Annotated in this window: 17 protein-coding genes; 8 read left to right on the plus strand and 9 right to left on the minus strand. The window is 64.7% G+C overall.

Annotation, left to right across the window (positions count from 1 at the left end):
• Window positions 1–49: 49 nt before the first annotated feature.
• Complete coding sequence (locus AC5RWO_RS15625) at window positions 50–829, minus strand: VOC family protein (RefSeq protein ID WP_498732415.1); 780 nt, start codon at window positions 827–829, stop codon at window positions 50–52.
• A gap of 151 nt (window positions 830–980) precedes the next feature.
• Between AC5RWO_RS15625 and AC5RWO_RS15630 the strand changes: the two genes are divergently transcribed.
• Window positions 981–2,126 carry an MBL fold metallo-hydrolase gene (locus AC5RWO_RS15630; RefSeq protein WP_498732416.1) on the plus strand — a complete coding sequence of 382 codons (1,146 nt, stop codon included), beginning with the start codon at window positions 981–983 and terminating at the stop codon, window positions 2,124–2,126.
• Window positions 2,127–2,246: 120 nt separating this feature from the next.
• On the plus strand, window positions 2,247–3,605 hold the full coding sequence (locus tag AC5RWO_RS15635) for an MFS transporter (RefSeq protein ID WP_498732417.1): 1,359 nt from the start codon (window positions 2,247–2,249) through the stop codon (window positions 3,603–3,605).
• Window positions 3,606–3,661: 56 nt separating this feature from the next.
• Here the strand turns inward: AC5RWO_RS15635 and AC5RWO_RS15640 are convergent, their stop codons facing one another.
• Window positions 3,662–4,255: a TMEM175 family protein gene (locus tag AC5RWO_RS15640; protein ID WP_498732418.1), complete on the minus strand. Its 594-nt coding sequence runs from the start codon at window positions 4,253–4,255 to the stop codon at window positions 3,662–3,664.
• A gap of 146 nt (window positions 4,256–4,401) precedes the next feature.
• Window positions 4,402–5,643: a M14 family zinc carboxypeptidase gene (locus tag AC5RWO_RS15645; RefSeq protein WP_498732419.1), complete on the minus strand. Its 1,242-nt coding sequence runs from the start codon at window positions 5,641–5,643 to the stop codon at window positions 4,402–4,404.
• Window positions 5,644–5,811: 168 nt separating this feature from the next.
• Here AC5RWO_RS15645 and AC5RWO_RS15650 point away from each other — a divergent pair, with 168 nt between their 5' ends.
• Together AC5RWO_RS15650 and AC5RWO_RS15655 are read left to right on the plus strand one after the other, a co-directional pair.
• Complete coding sequence (locus tag AC5RWO_RS15650) at window positions 5,812–6,009, plus strand: hypothetical protein (protein ID WP_498732421.1); 198 nt, start codon at window positions 5,812–5,814, stop codon at window positions 6,007–6,009.
• Window positions 6,010–6,147: 138 nt separating this feature from the next.
• A complete protein-coding gene (locus AC5RWO_RS15655; protein WP_498732422.1) occupies window positions 6,148–6,864 on the plus strand; it encodes an SOS response-associated peptidase in 717 nt (238 codons plus the stop codon).
• On the opposite strand, the gene AC5RWO_RS15660 is transcribed toward AC5RWO_RS15655, so the two are convergent.
• Entirely contained in the window at window positions 6,861–7,448 is a 588-nt protein-coding gene (locus AC5RWO_RS15660) for a helix-turn-helix domain-containing protein (protein WP_498732424.1), read from the minus strand. The two genes, AC5RWO_RS15655 and AC5RWO_RS15660, sit on opposite strands and share 4 nt — an antisense overlap.
• Window positions 7,449–7,566: 118 nt before the next feature.
• Between AC5RWO_RS15660 and AC5RWO_RS15665 the strand changes: the two genes are divergently transcribed.
• From AC5RWO_RS15665 to AC5RWO_RS15675, 3 genes are all read left to right on the plus strand, one after another.
• A complete protein-coding gene (locus AC5RWO_RS15665) occupies window positions 7,567–8,556 on the plus strand; it encodes an NAD(P)/FAD-dependent oxidoreductase (RefSeq protein ID WP_498732425.1) in 990 nt (329 codons plus the stop codon).
• A gap of 148 nt (window positions 8,557–8,704) precedes the next feature.
• Complete coding sequence (locus tag AC5RWO_RS15670) at window positions 8,705–10,144, plus strand: aldehyde dehydrogenase family protein (RefSeq protein WP_498732426.1); 1,440 nt, start codon at window positions 8,705–8,707, stop codon at window positions 10,142–10,144.
• Window positions 10,141–11,727: a GMC family oxidoreductase gene (locus AC5RWO_RS15675; RefSeq protein ID WP_498732427.1), complete on the plus strand. Its 1,587-nt coding sequence runs from the start codon at window positions 10,141–10,143 to the stop codon at window positions 11,725–11,727. The genes AC5RWO_RS15670 and AC5RWO_RS15675 overlap by 4 nt, the downstream gene beginning before the upstream one ends.
• An 86-nt stretch (window positions 11,728–11,813) precedes the next feature.
• Here AC5RWO_RS15675 and AC5RWO_RS15680 read toward each other — a convergent pair whose 3' ends face one another.
• The 5 genes from AC5RWO_RS15680 to AC5RWO_RS15700 all read right to left on the minus strand — a co-directional run bounded on the left by AC5RWO_RS15680 (window position 11,814) and on the right by AC5RWO_RS15700 (window position 16,298).
• The gene (locus tag AC5RWO_RS15680) at window positions 11,814–12,875 is read right to left on the minus strand and encodes a 2,3-butanediol dehydrogenase (protein ID WP_498732428.1); all 1,062 of its coding nucleotides are present in this window, start codon (window positions 12,873–12,875) and stop codon (window positions 11,814–11,816) included.
• Between the two features lie 78 nt (window positions 12,876–12,953).
• The gene (locus AC5RWO_RS15685; RefSeq protein WP_498732594.1) at window positions 12,954–13,589 is read right to left on the minus strand and encodes a trimeric intracellular cation channel family protein; all 636 of its coding nucleotides are present in this window, start codon (window positions 13,587–13,589) and stop codon (window positions 12,954–12,956) included.
• Window positions 13,590–13,607: 18 nt separating this feature from the next.
• Window positions 13,608–14,831, minus strand: coding sequence for an amidohydrolase (locus tag AC5RWO_RS15690; RefSeq protein WP_498732430.1), 1,224 nt, complete (start codon window positions 14,829–14,831; stop codon window positions 13,608–13,610).
• A gap of 193 nt (window positions 14,832–15,024) precedes the next feature.
• On the minus strand, window positions 15,025–15,438 hold the full coding sequence (locus AC5RWO_RS15695; RefSeq protein WP_498732432.1) for a DoxX family protein: 414 nt from the start codon (window positions 15,436–15,438) through the stop codon (window positions 15,025–15,027).
• 77 nt (window positions 15,439–15,515) lie between these two features.
• Entirely contained in the window at window positions 15,516–16,298 is a 783-nt protein-coding gene (locus tag AC5RWO_RS15700) for an SDR family oxidoreductase (protein WP_498732433.1), read from the minus strand.
• Window positions 16,299–16,541: 243 nt separating this feature from the next.
• Here AC5RWO_RS15700 and treS point away from each other — a divergent pair, with 243 nt between their 5' ends.
• Window positions 16,542–18,887, plus strand: coding sequence for a maltose alpha-D-glucosyltransferase (gene treS, locus AC5RWO_RS15705; RefSeq protein WP_498732434.1), 2,346 nt, complete (start codon window positions 16,542–16,544; stop codon window positions 18,885–18,887).
• Window positions 18,888–19,007 lie beyond the last annotated feature (120 nt).

Below are 19,007 nucleotides of genomic sequence, written 5' to 3' on the forward strand. Positions count from 1 at the left end.
CCGTCGTTATTTGACGGAAAACGGTGCCCGGCTGCTTGGGTCTTGAGCGCTACTGCTGCGGCAGTTCCTGGACGATGAGGAACATGGCGCCGGTGGGATCGGTCAGGGTAGCGACGCGGCCGAACGGGGTGTCTTCCGCCGGCTGCACCACCTGGCCGCCGAGTGCCGTTGTCTTCTCGATCGCGGCGTCGGCGTTTTCGACGGCGAAGTAGATACGCCAGTGGGCCGGGATGCTTTCGGGCAAGAACGAGCTGACGTCCATGATGCCGGCCTTGGCGTTCTCGCCCGCGCCGAGGGTGGTGTATTTGAACTCATCGGTGTCGCTCATGACATCCGTGTCCCAGCCGAAGACGTCCTGGTAGAACTTCACTGTGGAGGGGTAGTCTCGCGTGAAGATTTCGTGCCACGCCGGCGAACCGGGTTCGGCTGCGAGCTGGAAGCCGGTGTGGCCGCCGCATTCCCAAACGCCGACGGCGGCCCCTCCGGCGTCGCCGATCATCGCCATTTTGCCCTGCTCGGGAACCTCCATCGGCGGGATGAAAATCTGGCCGCCGCTGCTGGCCGCGGCCTGGGTAGTGGCGTCGATGTCATCCACGCGAAGGTAAGTAGTCCAGACATCCGGGTAGCCGGACTGGCCGTCGTTCTTCATCAGGCCGGCGACGGACTGGCCGTTCTTGAAGGCCGTGATGTAGCCGCCATACTTTTCCTCATCGCCGGTCTCATAAGTCCAGTCGAACAGTTCGGTGTAGAAGTTCTTGGCCTTTTCCGGATCCGAGGTCATCAGATCGATCCAGCACGGTGCTCCGGGGGTGATGTCGGGCTTGGGCATAGCGGTTCTCCTATCGGTGGTGTGGAGATGGCAACAGGTGGAGTCTATGCGCGGCGCGGGTGGGCAGCAATGGGTATCCGGCGTCCGTTGGCTTGTGTAGGCGCACGGACTAGGCTTTGAGGCGTACCTCACATCGATTCCGGAGTGCGTCATGTCGCCATCAGAAAAACCCGCGCTGTCCCGCCGGGCGATGCTCGGAGGGCTTACGGCCGCGGGAGCACTGCCGTTGCTGGCGCCGGGGACAGCCGCAGCCGCAGCGAAGCGGGCGCCGCTGCAAGCGAACACCCGTACCAAAGCCGTCCTCCTAGGTACCAACGGTGGGCCTGGCTGGGGCCTCACGGATCCGCCGCGCATGGGGATTTCCTCGGCGCTGGTGGTGGGGGACCGCTATTACCTGATCGACGCCGGTGAAGGTGTGGGCTTCCGGCTCATGGAAGCGAGGCTGGGCAATTGGGAGGCGCGGGCTGCATTGAGCGGGCTTCGAGCCATCTTCCTAACGCACTTGCACTCGGACCACATCAGCGATCTCTCGAACATCCTGAGCTTGGGGCTTTACAACGGGTTGTCTGCCGCAGACCGGCCGGTGCCGATCTGGGGTCCGGGCAACCGCGGAGAGTTGCCGCCGGTTGCGGGCGATCGGCCCGAACCGCCGGTTGTTTCGCCACAGAGCCCGACGCCGGGCACCAAGGAAACCGTCGAATCGATCGTCCGCACCTTCGCCACCGACTTCAATGACAGGGCACGCGACGGCGGGACGCCGGTGCCGCAGCAGCTGTTTGCCGGCCACGACATCCCGCTTCCCGAGCAGTACCTCGCGGACCCGAATGGCAACCCCCATCCGCGGATGAGCCCGGTGCCGTTCTATGAGGACGACCGGGTGAAAGCGTCGACGACGCTGGTCCAGCACGCCCCGGTCTTCCCTGCCCTGGCGTTCCGCTTCGAGACCGACGACGGCGTGGTGGTTTTCTCTGGTGACACCGGTCCCAGCGAAAACCTTGTGGAGCTGGCCCAGGGTGCGGACCTCCTGGTCCACGAAGTCATCGCCGAGGAATGGGTGTCCGAGAGGTATCCGGAACCGCGCAGTCCGGAAGCAGAAGCGGCCTACCAGCACCTGATCCAGTCCCATACCGCGGTGGAAGAAGTCGGTGCCATTGCCGAGAAGGCGGGTGTGTCCACCCTGGTCCTGAACCACTTTGTGCCGGGCGACTGGCCCGTGGGCAAATGGCAGCGAGCCGCGCAGAAGGGCTTCAGCGGCAAGCTGGTCATCGGGTCGGACCTGGACGAGATAGGACTCTGACCTACTTTTACCGGAAAACGACACAGAGGCCAGGTTGTGGGCCATCGACCATCTAATAGGCGTATTTCGCGTCACCACCCCCGGGTACGACCGTCACGGCAGGCAGAGTTTTCCAGAGCGATGCCTGTTCCCCGGAGTGCATCTGAGGTAGCTGCAGAGCCGGCCGACCCGGCATTCTGGGATACCAAGCGCCGCTCCCGCCGCGGCTGGACGATCACCGTGTTCCTGCTGGTCCTGATGATGATCAGCTGGGCGGACAAGGCCATCCTCGGCATAGTCGCGGTCCCCTTGATGCGTGATCTGGGCATCAGCCCCGGGACCTTTGGCCTGCTGGGCAGCGCGGTCTTCATCCTCTTCGGAGTGGCGCAGTTTGCAGCGGCGCCCATAGCCAACCGTGTCAGTTCCAAATGGATCCTGCTGGCCCTCTGCCTGGTCTGGTCCATCGCACAGGTGCCTATCTTTGTCTTCGCCTCGCTTCCGGCTCTGTGGTTCAGCCGGATCCTGCTCGGCGCCGGAGAAGGACCGCTGGCGCCGATCACCATGCATGCCGTCTACAAATGGTTTCCCAGCGCCAAGGGCGCCACCCCGGCGGCCGTCGCGGCTTCGGGCGTTACTCTCGGCATCGTGGTCTTCGCGCCGGTGCTGGCTTGGATCACGGCGGACTTCGGTTGGAAGTCGACTTTCATTTTCCTGGCACTGATTGGTGTGGTCTGGGCAGCTACCTGGATCTTCGTCGGTAAGGATGGTCCCTACACCTCGATCCGTGCCGAGCACCGTATCGAGGGCACCACGCCTGACCAGGCCGCGGAACAAGCACTGCATGCGGCGGACCGGAAGGTCTCCTACTGGCGCTCGATCGCGACTCTCAGCTGGCTGCTTGCCGTTCTCGCAGCGTTCCTCGCTTACTGGACCTTTACAGTGGCAATGACGTGGATGCCAGCCTACTTCGAGAACGTCATGGGCATGAGTACCCAGCAGGCGGGTTCCCTGATTGCGTTGCCGGCCGTCTGGGGCACAGCAGCAACTGTCGGCCTGAGTTGGCTCACCGGGCGCCTGGCCGCCCGGGGATTGCGATCCCGCTACTCGCGGGGACTCGTGCTCGGTTCAACGGCCCTGTTCTCCGGTGCCATGATCCTCGCCGGCGCCAATACGGAAGAGCCTGCTCTGGCCATCGGGTGCTTCACGTTCGGCTTCGGCACAGCCCCATCCATCTTCGCGCTGACGTACTTGGTGGTCGCCGAAACCACCACGATCGGCCAGCGGGGTGCCATGCTGCAGTACAGCAATGCGATCCTGACCAGTGCGGGGCTGCTCGCCCCCGCCGTGGTGGGCGTGCTGGTCGGATCCGCCTCCAGTGCCGCCGTCGGCTATGAAAACGCATTCGTTCTGACGGGCGCGATGATGTTCGGCATCGGGCTTTTGTCCGTCCTGTTCATCAACCAGCAGCGCGACCGCAAGCGGCTGGGACTGGACGTCTAAAACCCGCCTGTCAGGGTTGCCGGCAGCCCTTCAAAACACTCGGATCCGACTCGCTGTCAGCCCTCGCCGCTGTTCTGGTGGGCCAGGAAGCGTTCCACCCGTCGATCCGGAATCAGCCATAGCGCGGCAACTACGGTATACGCGGCGATGCTGATCAGGGGCTGCACAAAGGCGGCACCCATGCCCAAAATGTAAATAACAGGGGAGACCTTCCCCTTCCAGTCCCGGCCCAGCGCCCGTGCCAGTGCGCCGTCCTTGCCCTGGTTCCGGACGAGGCAGACTTCCAGTATGTCGTAGGCGATGGCGGCCAGCAGAAGATTGGCCCCGTAGACCAGAACGGGAATGTTGACGAAGCCCGTTTGGTCCATCCAATGCGTGGTGAACGGAAACAGCGAAAGCCAGAAAAGCAGGTGCAGATTGGCCCAAAGGATCGTGCCATTGATTTTCCCGGCCAGGTGGAGCATGTGGTGGTGGTTGTTCCAGTAGATGCCCACGTAGACAAAGCTGAGCAGGTAGCTGAAAAACGCGGGGGCTTGCTCGAATAAAGCATGCCAAGTGGGCTCCTCCGGCACCTCGAGTTCGAGCACCATGATGGTGATGATGATCGCGAGGACGCCGTCGCTGAAAGCTTCTAGCCGGTTCTTGTTCATGATCGGACTTCCATGCACGAAATCATGGTTGATCAGGGCTCCGTTGGGAAGACTTAGGGCTCCCGGGCTGAGGGTCTGGGCTGTGAAGTCGCAGAAGCCACCGCCGGATAGACGGTGGCTCCTGCTCTTTCCTCGCCGACTTGTACTTAGTCCGCCGTCTGGTCCCAGCCGTAGTCGGGGTAGTCGAAGAAGTCGTCGCCGTTGAGCGAATCGACTTCGCCGGTGGCCATCGAATCAACCAGCGACTCCAACCCGGTCTGGACGGTCTGGACTAGCATGCCCTTCATCTTTTGGCCGAAGTCATCGGACTGGCCCCGCACTTCGAAAAGCACGGTCGCCGAGCCGTTCAGCGCAAATGCGGAGCGGCCCTGCCCCGCATACTCCCGCTCCTCCGGATGGAAATAACGTCCGACGGCGGCAAGCGGGGACTGCGAGCCGTAGCTGTCCTTGATTCCATCGGCTACTGCCAGCGCGTACCGGCGCGACTTGTCCTGGTCGAGTAGCGGCCAGTCCTCCTGATAGGCGGCGCCGTCGTTGACGCCCAACGGCGGGTAGTCCAGGGCGACGGAAATGTGCTTGCCGTCCTGTTCGCCTCCCGTCTGCTGGTCGCACGGTCCCATGTGGTGCAGATCGACGACGGCGTCCACCTCGCCGAACTCTTGTTGCAGGTCTACGTAAACATCCCTGATGGTCCGGGACTCCGGCGCGAGGAAGAATCCAGCATCCTCCTGCAGCCCCGGTAGATCTTCGGGCTGCGGCACGTAGTCCAGGTCCGCGTTGAAATCGCGGTTCAGGTCGAAGCCCGGAAGGTTGATCCCGCCGTTGCCCGGACGGTGGTACCAAGCCGGCTGTGACCCTTCGAGCTGCGGGTACAGACTTTCGACGTCGTCCCAGGACATGACATTCGTGCGGCGGTTGAGTTCGCCGCCGTCGGGATTCACCATAGGCATCGCGATCAAGGTGACGCCTTCGAGTGCACGCCGGGTTTCCGCGTCGTTGCTGGAGCCCAGCTTTTGGAGGATCTCGAGGAGGGCCTCGGTGCCGGTCCGTTCGTTGCCGTGGATGGCGCTTTGGACGAGCAGCACTCGGTCGCCCGTTCCGACCCGGGCCGTGTAGAGGTCACGGCCGAGCGCGGATTGGCCCACCACTTCGACTTCTACACGGCCGCTGCTGTTCTTCTCAATGCGCTCGAGCCGCGGACCGAGCTCCTCATAACTGGTCCAGCCGCTGAACTGAGGATCATCGGACGTCTTGCAGATACCCGCGCCTGGCACGCCTGATTCCCCTGGAGCGGCTCCAGCCGGGACAGCGGTAACCATTGTGCACAGCATCGTCGCTGCACCAATGGCGCCGAGTAATCTGCGGGGACTTCGGGCGAAATTGCTCACTGGTTTCTCCTCGTGCGAGTGATTGGGACAAACCAAGCGTTGCCAGAGCCTGCTGCATGGTCAAGGGTTACTCGTTAAATCGGCCCATAAACCAGTGAAGTAATTTCTGGCGGTGCCAAATGCCTCCGCCAGTCCAATCCCGAACCGCCGCGGCTGCGAATACACAGCATGAGCTCAACACCAGTTGTCGGTAGCCGGCCGGAAGAGTCGGCGGTGGTGGCGTCTGCCCGCCGTGCGGCCGAAGCGTCGCTCTTAGAACTGGAGCAGGCGTGGAGGAATCCGCAACCGAACGCCGTCGTCCTAGCGGCACGCAGGCATCTGGCCGCAGCCGAGAACTGGGCGGATGCCCGGCGGGAAGGTGCCTGAATACTTGCCGCAGAGTTGGGCTTGGGCCGAGGCGCGGGGATGCTGGTCGCGCGTGGTGCTGACACTGATCCTGGTTACGCCGATCGCGTTTCTCCTGTTCTGATGTAAGCCCGCGCCCGGCTGGGGCACAATGGACGCATGTGCGGACGCTACGTAATGGCCAAGGCCACGGCCGATCTGGTTGCCTCGTTCCGGACCGACGAGACGGTGGGGGACGATGTGCCGCCGTCGTGGAACGTCGCGCCGACCGATGGGGTGCGGATCGTGACCGAGCGGCTGAATCACGACGGCGAGCTGTCCCGGCGGCTCGCCACGGCCAAATGGGGTCTGGTCCCGGCGTGGGCCAAGGACCCGAAATCCGGCGCCAAGCTGATCAACGCGCGGATGGAGACGGTCACCGAGAAGCCGTCGTTCCGCAAGGCCGCCGTCAAGCGGAGGGCGTTGGTTCCGGCCGCCGGCTACTACGAATGGGAGAAGAAGGACTACGGCGGGAAAATCCCCACGTATCTGTTCTCCGAGTCGGAGCCGCTGATCGCGTTCGCCGGGCTGTACGAATGGTGGCCCGACCCGGCCCTGCCCGAGGACCATCCGGAAAAGTGGCTGATGTCCTGCACCATCATCACCACTGCTGCCGCGGACGCGCTTGGGCACATCCATGACCGGACACCGCTGATTGTGCCGCGGGACCTGCAGGAGGACTGGCTGAACCCGCAACTGACGGACAAGGCGGAGGTGCAGGGGCTGCTCGACGCGATTCCGGAACCGCACTTGGTCCCGCGCCGCGTCAGCAGCAAGGTCAACAGTGTCCGCAACAACGGGCCCGACCTCATCGAGGAAGATCCCGACGCCGGTTAAGTAGCGCGCTTGGGGCGGGCCCGAAGATGGGCGCGTTCTCCCTGCGGCCCGAAGAGCGCGAGGAACTCGACTGGCTCTGTATCCGCGTTGCCCATCCAGTGGGGGAGCCGGGTATCAAACTCCGCGGCCTCGCCGGGCACCAGCACCAGTTCCTTGTCGCCCAGTACCAGACGCAGCCGCCCGCTCAAGATGTAGAGCCACTCGTAGCCCTCGTGCGACCGGGGATCGGGCTCGGCAGGACGGGTGACGGCGGGCAGGACGTACTTGTAGGCCTGCAGCCCGCCCGGCCGCTGGGTGAGGGGCAGGATGGTGGCACCGTGGTGCTTGATGGGACGCAGATGGACCCGCGGATCACCGGTTGGCGGCGCCCCAACCAGCTCGTCGATCGGCACCGCGTAGGTCTGCGCCAGCGGCAGCAGCAGCTCCAGCGTAGGCCGTCGCTGCCCGGACTCAAGCCGTGAAAGCGTGCTGACGGAGATGCCTGTTGCCGCGGACAGCTCAGCCAGCGTGGTCTCCCTTACCTGCCGTATGGACTTGAGCCGCGGGCCAACGGCGTCGAGCATTGGACCCAAGTTTTCGGTCATAGCCTCCATTTTGCCATTCCAGCAAACTTACTTGCCACTTTTCGTCCCCAGGGCGAACACTTAAGGGACGGCGGATCTCAAGGATCGGCTGGACGGTTTAAACATGGAGGACAAAGACATGACTGAAACAACGGCAACTGTGCCGGCCAAGGAGCTGTACGACGTCGTTATTGTGGGCGGCGGTGCCGCGGGGCTGGGCGCCGCGCTGACCCTGGCGCGGGCACGCCGCTCGGTGCTGATCATTGATTCGGGCGAGGCACGGAACGCCCCGGCCGGCCACGTGCACAATTACCTTGGCCGCGAGGGCACTCCGCCGGGCGAGCTGTACGCCATCGGCCGGGAAGAAGTTCTCGGCTACGGCGCGGAGATTGTCTCGGGAACGGTGACCACCGCAAGTAAGGAGAACGACGGCGGATTCCGGGTGGGGATCGACGGCGGGCGTTCCGTGCGGAGCCGGCGCCTGCTAGTAACGGCAGGTTTGGTTGATGGTCTGCCTGCCATCGAGGGTCTCGCGGAACGATGGGGACGCGACGTGCTGCACTGCCCGTACTGCCACGGTTGGGAAGTCCGCGACCAAGCCATCGGCGTCATCGCTGTGAACATCGGGTTGGCCATGCACCAAGCGCTGCTGTGGCGCCAGTGGACCGATGACGTGACGCTGTTCCTGCACACTGCTGAGGCGCCTTCGCCCGAGCAAGCCGAGCAGTTAGAAGCACGCGGCATCACAGTGGTTGCCGGCGAGGTCGCCGCGGTGGAGACGGAGTCGGACGTGCTGGCAGGTGTCCGGCTGGCAAGCGGCGAAGTCTTTGCCCGGCAGGCGGTTGCGGTCGCGACCCGGATGGATGCGCGGGCTGGCTTCCTTGACGATCTGGGACTGGAAACAGCGGAGCAGAACTTCGGCGACTTCGTGATGGGAACCTTCGTCCCGTCCGAACCGACAGGGGCTACATCGGTACCGGGCGTCTACGTTGCCGGCAACGTCACCAACCTTGCGGCCCAAGTGATTGTGGCCGCGGCCGCCGGCGTCAACACGGGGGCGATGATCAACGCCGACCTGATGGTCGAAGACACGCGGCTGGCGGTGGAAGCCCGCGCTGTATCTGTCTAGTTTGCGCGATGCCAACTGAACTTCGGCGCTGGTAGACAAGGGGCCTGCCGGGAAACACAAGACGGTGCACTGTGGTCCAAGGCACAGTAGAGAGTGAGCGATCCAGCGCGCCGGAGTCAGACCGGCGCCGAATGAACAGGAGACGTCGATGTCGGCACAGACCGAGACCCAGAGCACCGCCTTACAGACCTACCAGGACCTGCTGGCCGCAATTGCGCCTGCGGGGGAGTCCCGGCCGATCAAGGATCCGGCCACGGGTGAAGTCGTCGCCGAAGCACCCGTCCACACTGCGGCTGATCTGGATGCGGCCGTCACTGCCGCCAAGGCCGCGCAGCCGGAGTGGGCTGCGCTGGGTCACGAGAAGCGCAGCGAGTACCTGAATCAGGCAGCGGACGCCATCGAGGCATCAGCCGAGGCGCTCGCCGAGCTGCTCTCGCGCGAACAGGGCAAGCCGCTGAACGGCCCGAACGCCCGCTTCGAGGTCGGTGCCTGCGCCGCCTGGCTGCGCGCCACGGCGTCGTTCGTCCTGGAGCCCGAGGTCGTGGTGGACGACGGCGAAAGCCATGCCGAGGTGCACTACCGCCCGCTCGGCGTCGTCGGCGCGATCGGCCCGTGGAACTGGCCGATGATGATCAGCGTCTGGCAGCTCGCGCCCTCGCTGCGGATGGGCAACACGGTAGTGATGAAGCCGTCCGAGTACACGCCGCTGAGCGTGCTGGCGCTGGCCGCGGTGATCAACCAGGCGCTGCCGGCGGACCTGCTGCACGTGGTTTCAGGCGGCCGCGAGGTCGGCGAGGCACTGGCCTCCCACCCGGAGATCGACAAGGTGATGTTCACCGGTTCCACCGCGACGGGCAAGGCCATCATCCGCTCCTCCGCGGACACGGTGAAGCGGCTGACCCTGGAGCTCGGCGGCAACGACGCGGGCATCGTGCTCGAGGACGCGGACCCGAAGGCCATCGCGCAGGACCTGTTCTGGGGAGCGTTCATCAACACCGGCCAGACCTGCGCCGCGCTCAAGCGCCTCTACGTCCACGATTCCCTTTACGACCAGGTCTGCGAGGAACTCATCGAGGTCGCCCGGAACATGCCGATGGGTGTGGGGCTGGACGAGAACAACGTGCTCGGCCCGCTGCAGAACAAGGCCCAGTTCGACATTGTCGCGGACCTGGTCCAGCAGGCGAAGGACAGCGGCGCCAAGGTGCTCACCGGCGGCAACCCCGAGACCGGCCAGCCCGGCTACTTCTACCCGACCACCCTCGTCGCGGAAATCGACAACGACAACCCGCTGGTGGCCCAGGAGCAGTTCGGCCCGGCCCTGCCGATCATCCGCTACAGCACCGTCGACGAAGCAATCAGCATGGCCAACGGTCTCGACGTCGGACTCGGCGCCTCGGTCTGGTCCTCCGACCCGGCCAAGGCCCGCGAAGTCGCCGCACGGATCGAGGCCGGCACGGTCTGGATCAACAAGCACGGCGCCGTTGACCCGCGCGTCCCGTTCGGCGGCGCCAAGCAGTCCGGCTACGGCCTCGAATTCGGCGTCGCCGGCCTCAAGGCCCTGGGCACCCCGCAGGTGATCAGCCAGTGACCGCGCAGGACTTCGACTACATCGTCGTCGGTGCAGGCTCGGCGGGCAACGTTATCGCCCGCCGCCTGCTCGATGCGGGCAAGCGCATCGCCGTCCTCGAGGCCGGCGATGACGACACCAACCCCAACATCGCGCACCTCTACAACCTCGGCGCCCTCTGGCACAGCCCGCAGGACTGGGACTACCAGACCACCGAGCAGCAGGGGTGCTCCGGCCGCACGCTCCACCTGCCGCGCGGCAAGGTGATGGGCGGCTCGCACGCCCTGAACGCCACCATCTGGGTGCGCGGCGCCAAGCAGGACTACGACACCTGGGCCTACCTGGGCTGCCCCGGCTGGTCCTGGGAAGACGTCCTGCCGGTGTTCAAAACCATTGAAAAGTACGACGGCGGGGCCTCCGAAACGCGCGGCGACTCGGGTCTGCTTGATGTCGCCCAGGACTTCCCGCGCAATCCCATCCAGGAAGCCATGTTGGAAGGGGCTGTGGAAACGGGTATCAAGCTCAACGAGGACTACAACTCGGGCGACGTCGAGGGTGTGTCCCGGATGCAGCTCAACGTCCGTGACGGGAAGCGCTTCAATACCTGGCACGCCTACCTCAAGCCGGTAGTCGACAATGCCAACCTCACGCTGCTCACCGGTGCGCACGTCCGCCGGCTGATCGTCGAGGACGGTGCGGTGGCCGGTGTGGAGTTCGAGCACGACGGTGAAACCAAGACGCTGCGGGCACCGGAGACCATCCTGTCCGCCGGTGCCATCAACTCGGCGGAGCTCCTGCTGCGCTCGGGGATCGGACCGGCCGACGAACTGCGTGAGGCCGGCGTACGCCCGGTGCACGATCTGCCCGGCGTGGGGAAGAACCTGCAGGACCATCTGCTCTCCCCGGTGGTCTTCAGCACGAGCAAGCCGGTGCCGGCTTCGGAAGTGGCCCCGGCGGAGGTGCACTTCTTCGCGAAGAGCAGCCCGGATCTGGCCGTGCCCGATACCCAGCCGATCTTCTTCTCGGTTCCGATGTACTCCCAGGGCTACGCGAAGGGCGAGATGACCGGTCCGGAGAACGGCTTCTCGATGCTCGGCGGGCTGGTGCGGCCGCAGAGCCGCGGCGAAATCCGGCTCACCGGGCCGAAAGCCAGCGATCCGATCAGCATCGACCTCGGCGCTCTGTCGGAACAGGCCGACGTCGACGCCCTGGTGGCGTCGGTTCGGCAGTGTCGGGAGATCGGACGCAGTTCGGCGCTGGCTGACTGGGGCGCGGAGGAGCTCTACCCGGGTACGGAGGTCTCGGACAGCGACGAGGACCTGGAACAGTACGTGCGCGATTCCGTAGTGACCTACCACCACCAGGTCGGCACCTGCCGGATGGGGCTGGACCAGGACGCGGTGGTGGATCCGCGCACGCTGAAGGTCCATGGCCTCAACGGCGTGCGGATCGCCGATGCCTCCATCATGCCGCTGGTGCCCACGGGCAACACCAACGCGCCGTCGATCATGATCGGTGAACGCGCAGCAGCACTCCTGGTGAACGAAGCAGCCACGGTAACCGACGAGGCCGTGATTGTACCAAGCGGGGCGGCCACGGTCTAAGAGGTCGCAAGACGTAAGCAACCCTCCGCCGTCGTTAGCCAGCGGAGGGTTGCTTGCGTCGAGCCGCACACCGGCGATCGTGGTGATTATTCGTTCGGATTCACCAGAATCTTGACGTGTTCCTCATTGTTGTTGATGAGCTGCTCGAAGCCGCCTTTGATGAGTTCGTCCAGCGGAATCTTGGCGGTGATGAACGGGGCCAGATCAAGCTTGCCCTCCTGGACCAACTTGATGGTGCTGGCGTGGTCATTGGCGTAGCCGATGGTGCCGCGCAGATCGATCTCCTTGAGCACCAGGGAAGGCATGTCCACCTCTGGCTTGTGGCCCCAGATCGAGACGTTGACGATGACGCCGCCGGGCCGGACCGCGTCCATCAGCATGTCCAGGACCACCGGAACGGAACTGCACTCGAAGCCGACATCAGCGCCCCTACCTCCGGTCAGTTCGCGTACCTTCGCCGCGACGTCGCCTTCCCTCGGGTCGAACACCTGATCGGCCACACCGGTGTCCCGGGCCATCTTCTTGCGGGCCTCGCTGAGTTCCGAGATGTAGACGGTCAGGCCGGAGGCTTTGAGCACGGCGGCGGTCAGCAACCCGATGGGACCGGCACCGCCGACAATGGCGGTGTCTCCGGACTTCGCCTGGCTGCGGACAAAGGCGTGGTGCCCCACTGACAGCGGTTCGATCAGTGCCGCCTGATCCAGGGGAATGTCCCCGATCGGGTGGACCCAGCGCCGCTCGACGACGATCTTCTCGGACAGCCCGCCGCCCCGGCCGCCCAGCCCGATGAAGTTCATGTCCTTGGACAGCTGGTACTCCTCGCCGGGCCCGGTGTCGACGTCGTCGTGGATTATGTAGGGCTCGACGACGACGTTCTGGCCCACTTCCAGGTCACTCACTCCGTCCCCGAGGGCGGTGATGGTGCCGGAGAATTCGTGTCCCATGGTTATGGGCGCTTCTTCGCCGGAGATGGGATGCGGAGAGCCCTTGGGCGGAATGAAAATGGGCCCCTCGAGGTACTCGTGCAGGTCGGTGCCGCAGATGCCGCACCAGGCCACATCGATGGCGACGGTTCCGGGCTTGAGCTCCGGTTCCGGAATGTCCTCGATCCTGATGTCCCTTTGATCGTAGTAGCGGGCAGCCTTCACAACAGACCTCTTTCCTCACGACGTCGGAAACTTCAGCCTACTGATGATCGGCGGGGTTTTGAATGGCGGAGGGGCGGCTTAGTCCGTAGCCGAGCTCGGGTTCTTCGCTCCGCCTGCGAGCGGCACGCGCCAGCCGAACCGCAGGGACAGCACGCGCAACAAGAAAACGACGGCGGCAATCGCGGTGCCGGTGTAGGCGTTGAACCAGCCCAGCTGGGAGAGCAGGGTGACCAGCGAAGCGCCAAGCATGGCCGGGACGGCGTAGACGCCGCGGGGGTTGAAGATCTGGGGCACCTCGTTGGCCACCACATCGCGCAGCACGCCGCCGCCCACCGCCGTCGTAATTCCCAGCACCGCGGAAGTCACTGGGCCCATGCCGGAATCCAGGGCCTTCAGCGTGCCGGTGACACAGAACAGAGCCAGCCCGCCGGCGTCGAAAATGAGCAGGGTCCGCCGGAACCGCTGGACACCGAGCACATGGAAGTAGACCACGGCGGCGGCCAGGACCGGGGCAACCAGGTAGATCGGTTCGACGAAGGCGGTCGGGACGGACTGGGAGATGATCAGGTCGCGGATGACGCCGCCGCCGAGCCCCACCAGGGACCCGAGCAGCAGGGAGCCGACGATGTCGAAGTTCCGGCGGGCGGCCAGGAGGCAGCCGGACATGGCGAAGAAGAACGTACCGAAAAGATCCAGTATCAGCAGGATGTCCACGGCCACGTCCCTTGCTGCCTAGCGCTCAAGACCGACCTTGGACAGGATTGCGGCAACGGCGGCGCGGGCACCGGTGGAGAGAGTCGGTTCCATTACCGGAGCGAAGAGCGGCGAATGGTTGACCGGGATGCGGTCGGCGGCCAGGGTTTCCGCCGGATGGCCGCCGAAGAACCAGTAGACGGAAGGAACGCCGATGGGCTCAACCAGGTTGCCGAAGTCTTCCGAGGCCATCACTGGTTCGCCCTCGATGACGTTGGCGTCGCCGAGTTCCTGCCGAAAAGCGTTGACGACGTCGTCGGTTGCTTGCTGGTGATTGGAGTTCGGCGGGAAGGAGGAGAGCACCTCGATGGTGGGTTCGGGCGCATTGGATGCAGCGGCCTCGGCCTTGATGATGCGCCGCAGCGCGCCGAGGACGGTGGCACGCACTGTCTCGTCGAAGGTGCGGACGTTGAGCGTGAATTCGGCGCTAGAGGGAATGATGTTTTCCTTCAATCCGCCGTGGAAGGTGCCGACGGTGACCACGGCCGAGCGGCGGGGATCCACCTCGCGGGACACGATGGTCTGGATGCGGGTGATGATGTGGGCGCCGAGCACGATGGGATCGATGGAGTCCTGCGGCTGTGAGCCGTGGGACTGCCGGCCATGCAGGGTGACCTTCCACGAATCCGCCTGGGTCATGGGGTGGCCATGCACATACTGGACGGTGCCTGCCAGCCCCGGCATGACATGCTGGCCGAAGACCACCTCAGGCTTCGGCGCCTTCTCCCACAGGCCGTCCTCCACCATCGCCCTGGCGCCCGCCCCGGTTTCCTCGCCGGGCTGGAAAATGAACACGACGGTTCCTGCCCACTGGTCCTTGATGCCGGCCAGGAGCTGCGCGGCCGTCAAGAGGGCGGCGGCGTGGGCATCGTGGCCGCAGCCGTGCATGACGGGAACTTCGGTGCCGTCCGCCAGCGTGCCGGTAGCGGTGCTGGCATAGGGCAGGCCGGTGTCTTCTTTGATCGGCAGCGCGTCGATATCGGCACGGAACGCCACCACCGGTCCTTCGCCGTTGCGCAGGACGCCGATGACGCCGGTGCCGCCGCAGCTGAAAGTATCGACCCCGTGTTGCTGCAGTTCAGCCTGAACCAGTGCGGCCGTCCGGTGCTCCTGCATGGAGAGCTCGGGATGCTCGTGCAACTGGCGGTAGAGATCATGCATGCGGGTGCGCTGCTCGTCGGTCAGCAGGACGGATGCTGGCATTGTTTCCTCGGTTTCTCCAGGCGCTTCCACGGCAGTTGGCGGCTGCACAAGGTGCCTGCACTCAAGCGGAGGGCGCGGTTCGACTCATCGTAACAATGGCCCGGAGAATGGCGGCACCATTACTCGCCCGTTCACGTTTAGGATGGTCGACCGTGGCTGGCAGCCACGGCGCCTGAGGCCTTCCATCGTTGGATCAGACCTGCCGCGTGCGCCACGCCCAAACCACGAGTGGAACCTGCAACGGCAGCCGGAGGCTGTGGATGATGCGTGCCCGCTTGGTGCCCGTCGGCCCGAACGCGTGCTTCAGGGCGCTGAGATGTCCGGCGGTGAAACCGGCGAACATCACTGCGGTGCAGATGCCCGCGACGCGCCTGGTCTGCGGGAGCAGCAGCCCGGCGGCGGCTGCGAATTCCAGTGCTCCGCTGATCTGCACCCAGCCATCGCGGGTGAGCGGCCCTGAAGCAGTAGTGATGGCTTGCGGAACGACGGGATAGTAGAAACGGGGCCTGACGAAGTGGTTGGCGGCGCTGGCGGTAAGCAGCGCGGCCAGGCCGAGCGCGCCGGCAGGGAGCTTGGTGGTCGCCATGGACTTCGAAGTTGGCGTCATCTGCTCACTGTACGTTGAGCCCGGCCGGGCGCCGCCGTCGTTATTTCCTCACAACGACGGCGGCGGCTGGGTTTGGGTTAGTACTTGTAGGACTGGCCGCCGTCGATCGGGATGACTGCGGCGTTGATGAAGGCCGCGTCGCCGGAGAGCAGGAAGGCGACCAGGTGGCCAACCTCTTCGGGTTTGCCGAAGCGCTTCATCGGGTTGGGCTCGACGAAGCCCTTGCCGACCTCTTCCCAGTTTTCCGGGTCGATCTGCTTGAGCGAGCCCTCGACCATCGGGGTCATGATGGCGCCCGGGGCGATGGCATTGATCTGCACGCCGTACTGGCCGTACTCGACGCCCGAGTTTCGGGTGAGTCCGACGACGCCGTGCTTGGAGGCGGCGTAGCCGGACTGGTTGCCGACGCCGCGGATGCCGCCGACGGAGGCGGTGTTCACGATCGAGCCGGAGCCCTGTTCCTTCATGACCTTCAGGACATGCTTGAGGCCGTAGAAGACGCCGTTGAGGTTGATGTTGACGACCTTGGAGAACTCGTCGGAGCCGTAGTCCTCGGTGGGATTCTGCTTGCCTTCGATTCCGGCGTTGTTGAAGAACCCGTCGATCCTGCCGAAGCGCTTGACGGCCTCGGCGACGTAGTTCTCGACCTCGGACTCGTTGGCGACGTTGGCGGTAACGTTCAGCACGTCGGCCTTGGGTGCGACCTGGCGGATTTCCTCCGCGGTCTCCTTCAGGCCCACCTCGTTCAGATCCACCAGGGTCAGCTTGCCCTCTTCCTTGGCGATCTGAAGTGCCGCCGCACGGCCGAGCCCTGATCCGGCGCCGGTGATAATGACGGATTTACCTGAGAACCGTTGCATGTTCTACCTTCTTTCCCCTTTGATGGTCCGGCTGGTTGGCCGGCTTCTATCTATGCAAACGCATGAATGGTGGCTAACCATCCAGAACCGGATGTGACTCTGCGGACATTACGCCGCCACGCCGCGGTTTTGTCCGTTGCACGCCTGATTGCGGAGGTGCACTGGTCTGGTTTCCCTGCGTCTGGCAGTGTGGAAGAAGTCAGTACTGGCCGGTGCCTGCAGGATGATCAAGGAGATATCTCGATGGTCGATTCGCTTTCTTCGATGGAACACCTTGACGACGGTTCTGGTGGCAACTCGGAAGCTGCCGAACCTGATGCCGTCCAGGAGGAGGCCCTCGAGCCGCACATTCCGGAAATCAACTTCGACGAGCAGTTCTATCCGGCCCGTCCGAGGGCGTTGCGTCCCAAAGCCCGGCGGCGGCACTTCAATCCAGGCCAGCCGCCGTTCGAGCCAGATGCCCGCAACAATGTCTACGTGGAGTGGCTGCGCAACCAGTCCATGCTCGGCGACGCCAAGGTGCTGGGCCGCCAACTGTCCGGCCAAGCCAGCATGTGGCAGAACCCCTTCGCCTGGCCGAATCCGCGGGCCGCGGTGGAGCGGGCCTCGGTGTGGTTCACCGCCTACCCGCTGTCCTTCATGACTAAGCCGGGTCAGTCCTTCCTCGGCGCCCTGGGGGACCCTGGTCTGTGGGAGGCATTTGAGCAGATCGGTATCAACGCCATCCATACCGGACCGGTGAAACTCGCCGGCGGGCTCTCGGGTTGGGAGCAGACGCCGAGCGTGGATGGCCACTTCGACCGGATCAGCATGGCGATCGATCCGATGTTCGGCACCGAGGACGAGTTCCGCGCGATGTGCCAGGTCGCCAACGACCACGGTGGAACGATCGTGGATGACATCGTGCCCGGACACACCGGCAAGGGCGCGGACTTCCGGCTGGCCGAGATGAACTTCCGCGACTACCCGGGCATTTACCACATGATCGACATCCCGGAGTCGGACTGGCACCTGCTGCCGGACGTGCCCGACGGCGAAGACGCCGTCAATATCGACGCCGCAACCGAACGCGCACTCCAAAAGGCCGGCTACATCATCGGCGAGCTGCAGCGGGTCATTTTCTACGAGCCCGGGGTCAAGGAGACCAACTGGAGTGCCACCGGCCCGGTCCTGGACGTTACCGGCCAAATGCGGCGGTGGGTGTACCTGCACTACTTCAAGGCGGGTCAGCCGTCGATCAACTGGCTGGACCCCACCTTCTCCGGCATGCGCCTGGTGATGGGCGACGCCCTGCACTCGCTGGTGGACCTGGGTACCGGCGCGCTGCGGCTGGACGCCAACGGTTTCCTGGGCGTGGAGAAGAGTGCCGAGGAAACGCCGGGCTGGTCGGAGGGCCATCCGATTTCCGAGGCCGCGAACCAGATCATCGGCAGCATGGTCCGCAAGGTCGGCGGCTTCACGTTCCAGGAACTGAACCTGAGCATCGACGACATCAAGTCCACGTCCGCCAACGGCCCCGACCTGTCCTACGACTTTGTCACCCGCCCCGGCTACCACCACGCCCTGGTCACCGCCGATACCGAATTCCTCCGGCTGACCCTGCGCCTGGCAATGGAGATCGGTGTGGACCAGGCCTCCCTGGTCCACGCGCTGCAGAACCATGACGAGCTGACCTATGAACTGGTGCACTTCACCACCAAGCATAAAGACGATATCTATGAGCTCGACGGCGAGGAAATGACCGGCGCAGAACTGGCCCATAAGGTGCAGCAGACCTTGCGGGACGGCATTACCGGGGAGGCCGCTCCCTATAACTTGGTCTTTACGGCCAACGGCATTGCATGTACGACGGCGAGCGTGATCACCGCGGTGCTGGGCATCAAGGACCTAAGCACCATCACGCCGGAGCAGACCATCGAGGTCCGCAAGGTGCACCTGCTGCTGGCCATGTACAACGCGCTGCAGCCGGGAGTCTTCGCGCTCTCCGGATGGGACCTGTGCGGCATGCTGACGCTGGACCGGTCGCAGGTGGCCCCGCTGCTGTCCCGCGGCGACACCCGCTGGATCAACCGGGGCGCCCATGACCTGATGGGCGTCAACCATACGGGGCAGGCTCCGACCTCCGGCATGCCCAAGGCTGTCAGCCTGTACGGGACGTTGCCGGACCAGCTCGCGGACGAGTCATCCTTTGCCCGGCAGCTGGCCAAAATCCTGGCCGTCCGGGAGCAGTACGGCATCGCGAAGAGTGCGCTGCTCGATGTTCCGGACGTCTCGCACCGGGGCATGCTGGTCATGGTGCACCAGCTTGAATCGGGCCATTGCGAAGTCACCGTCCTGAACTTCTCGGACCAGGAGATGGCCGGCACGGTGCGCTCCGAGCAGTTGGAAACCGGGGCCTTGGTGACCGATCTGTTCAGCGGCGAAGAAGTGGGCAGCGTGGATGACCTGCACAGCTTCTACATCCAGCTGGAGCCCTACCAGGGAACCGCGCTGCTGGTGACCCTGCCCGAAGAAGAGGAGCCGGCCGCAGAGGTTGCGGCTGAGGCGGAAGCGGGCGCGGACGAGGACGCGGGCACGGCTACGGACTGAAGCTGCGGCGCAGGCGCGGAGGACCCTGTCACGCCCTGATCTGGGGTAATGGTCAACGCGCGCCGAATGTGACCAGCATCTCACATAGAAACGCGGTAGGTGGGGAACCGGTTCGGGGCA

It is taken from the genome of Arthrobacter sp. B055-34 (genome assembly GCF_059090425.1).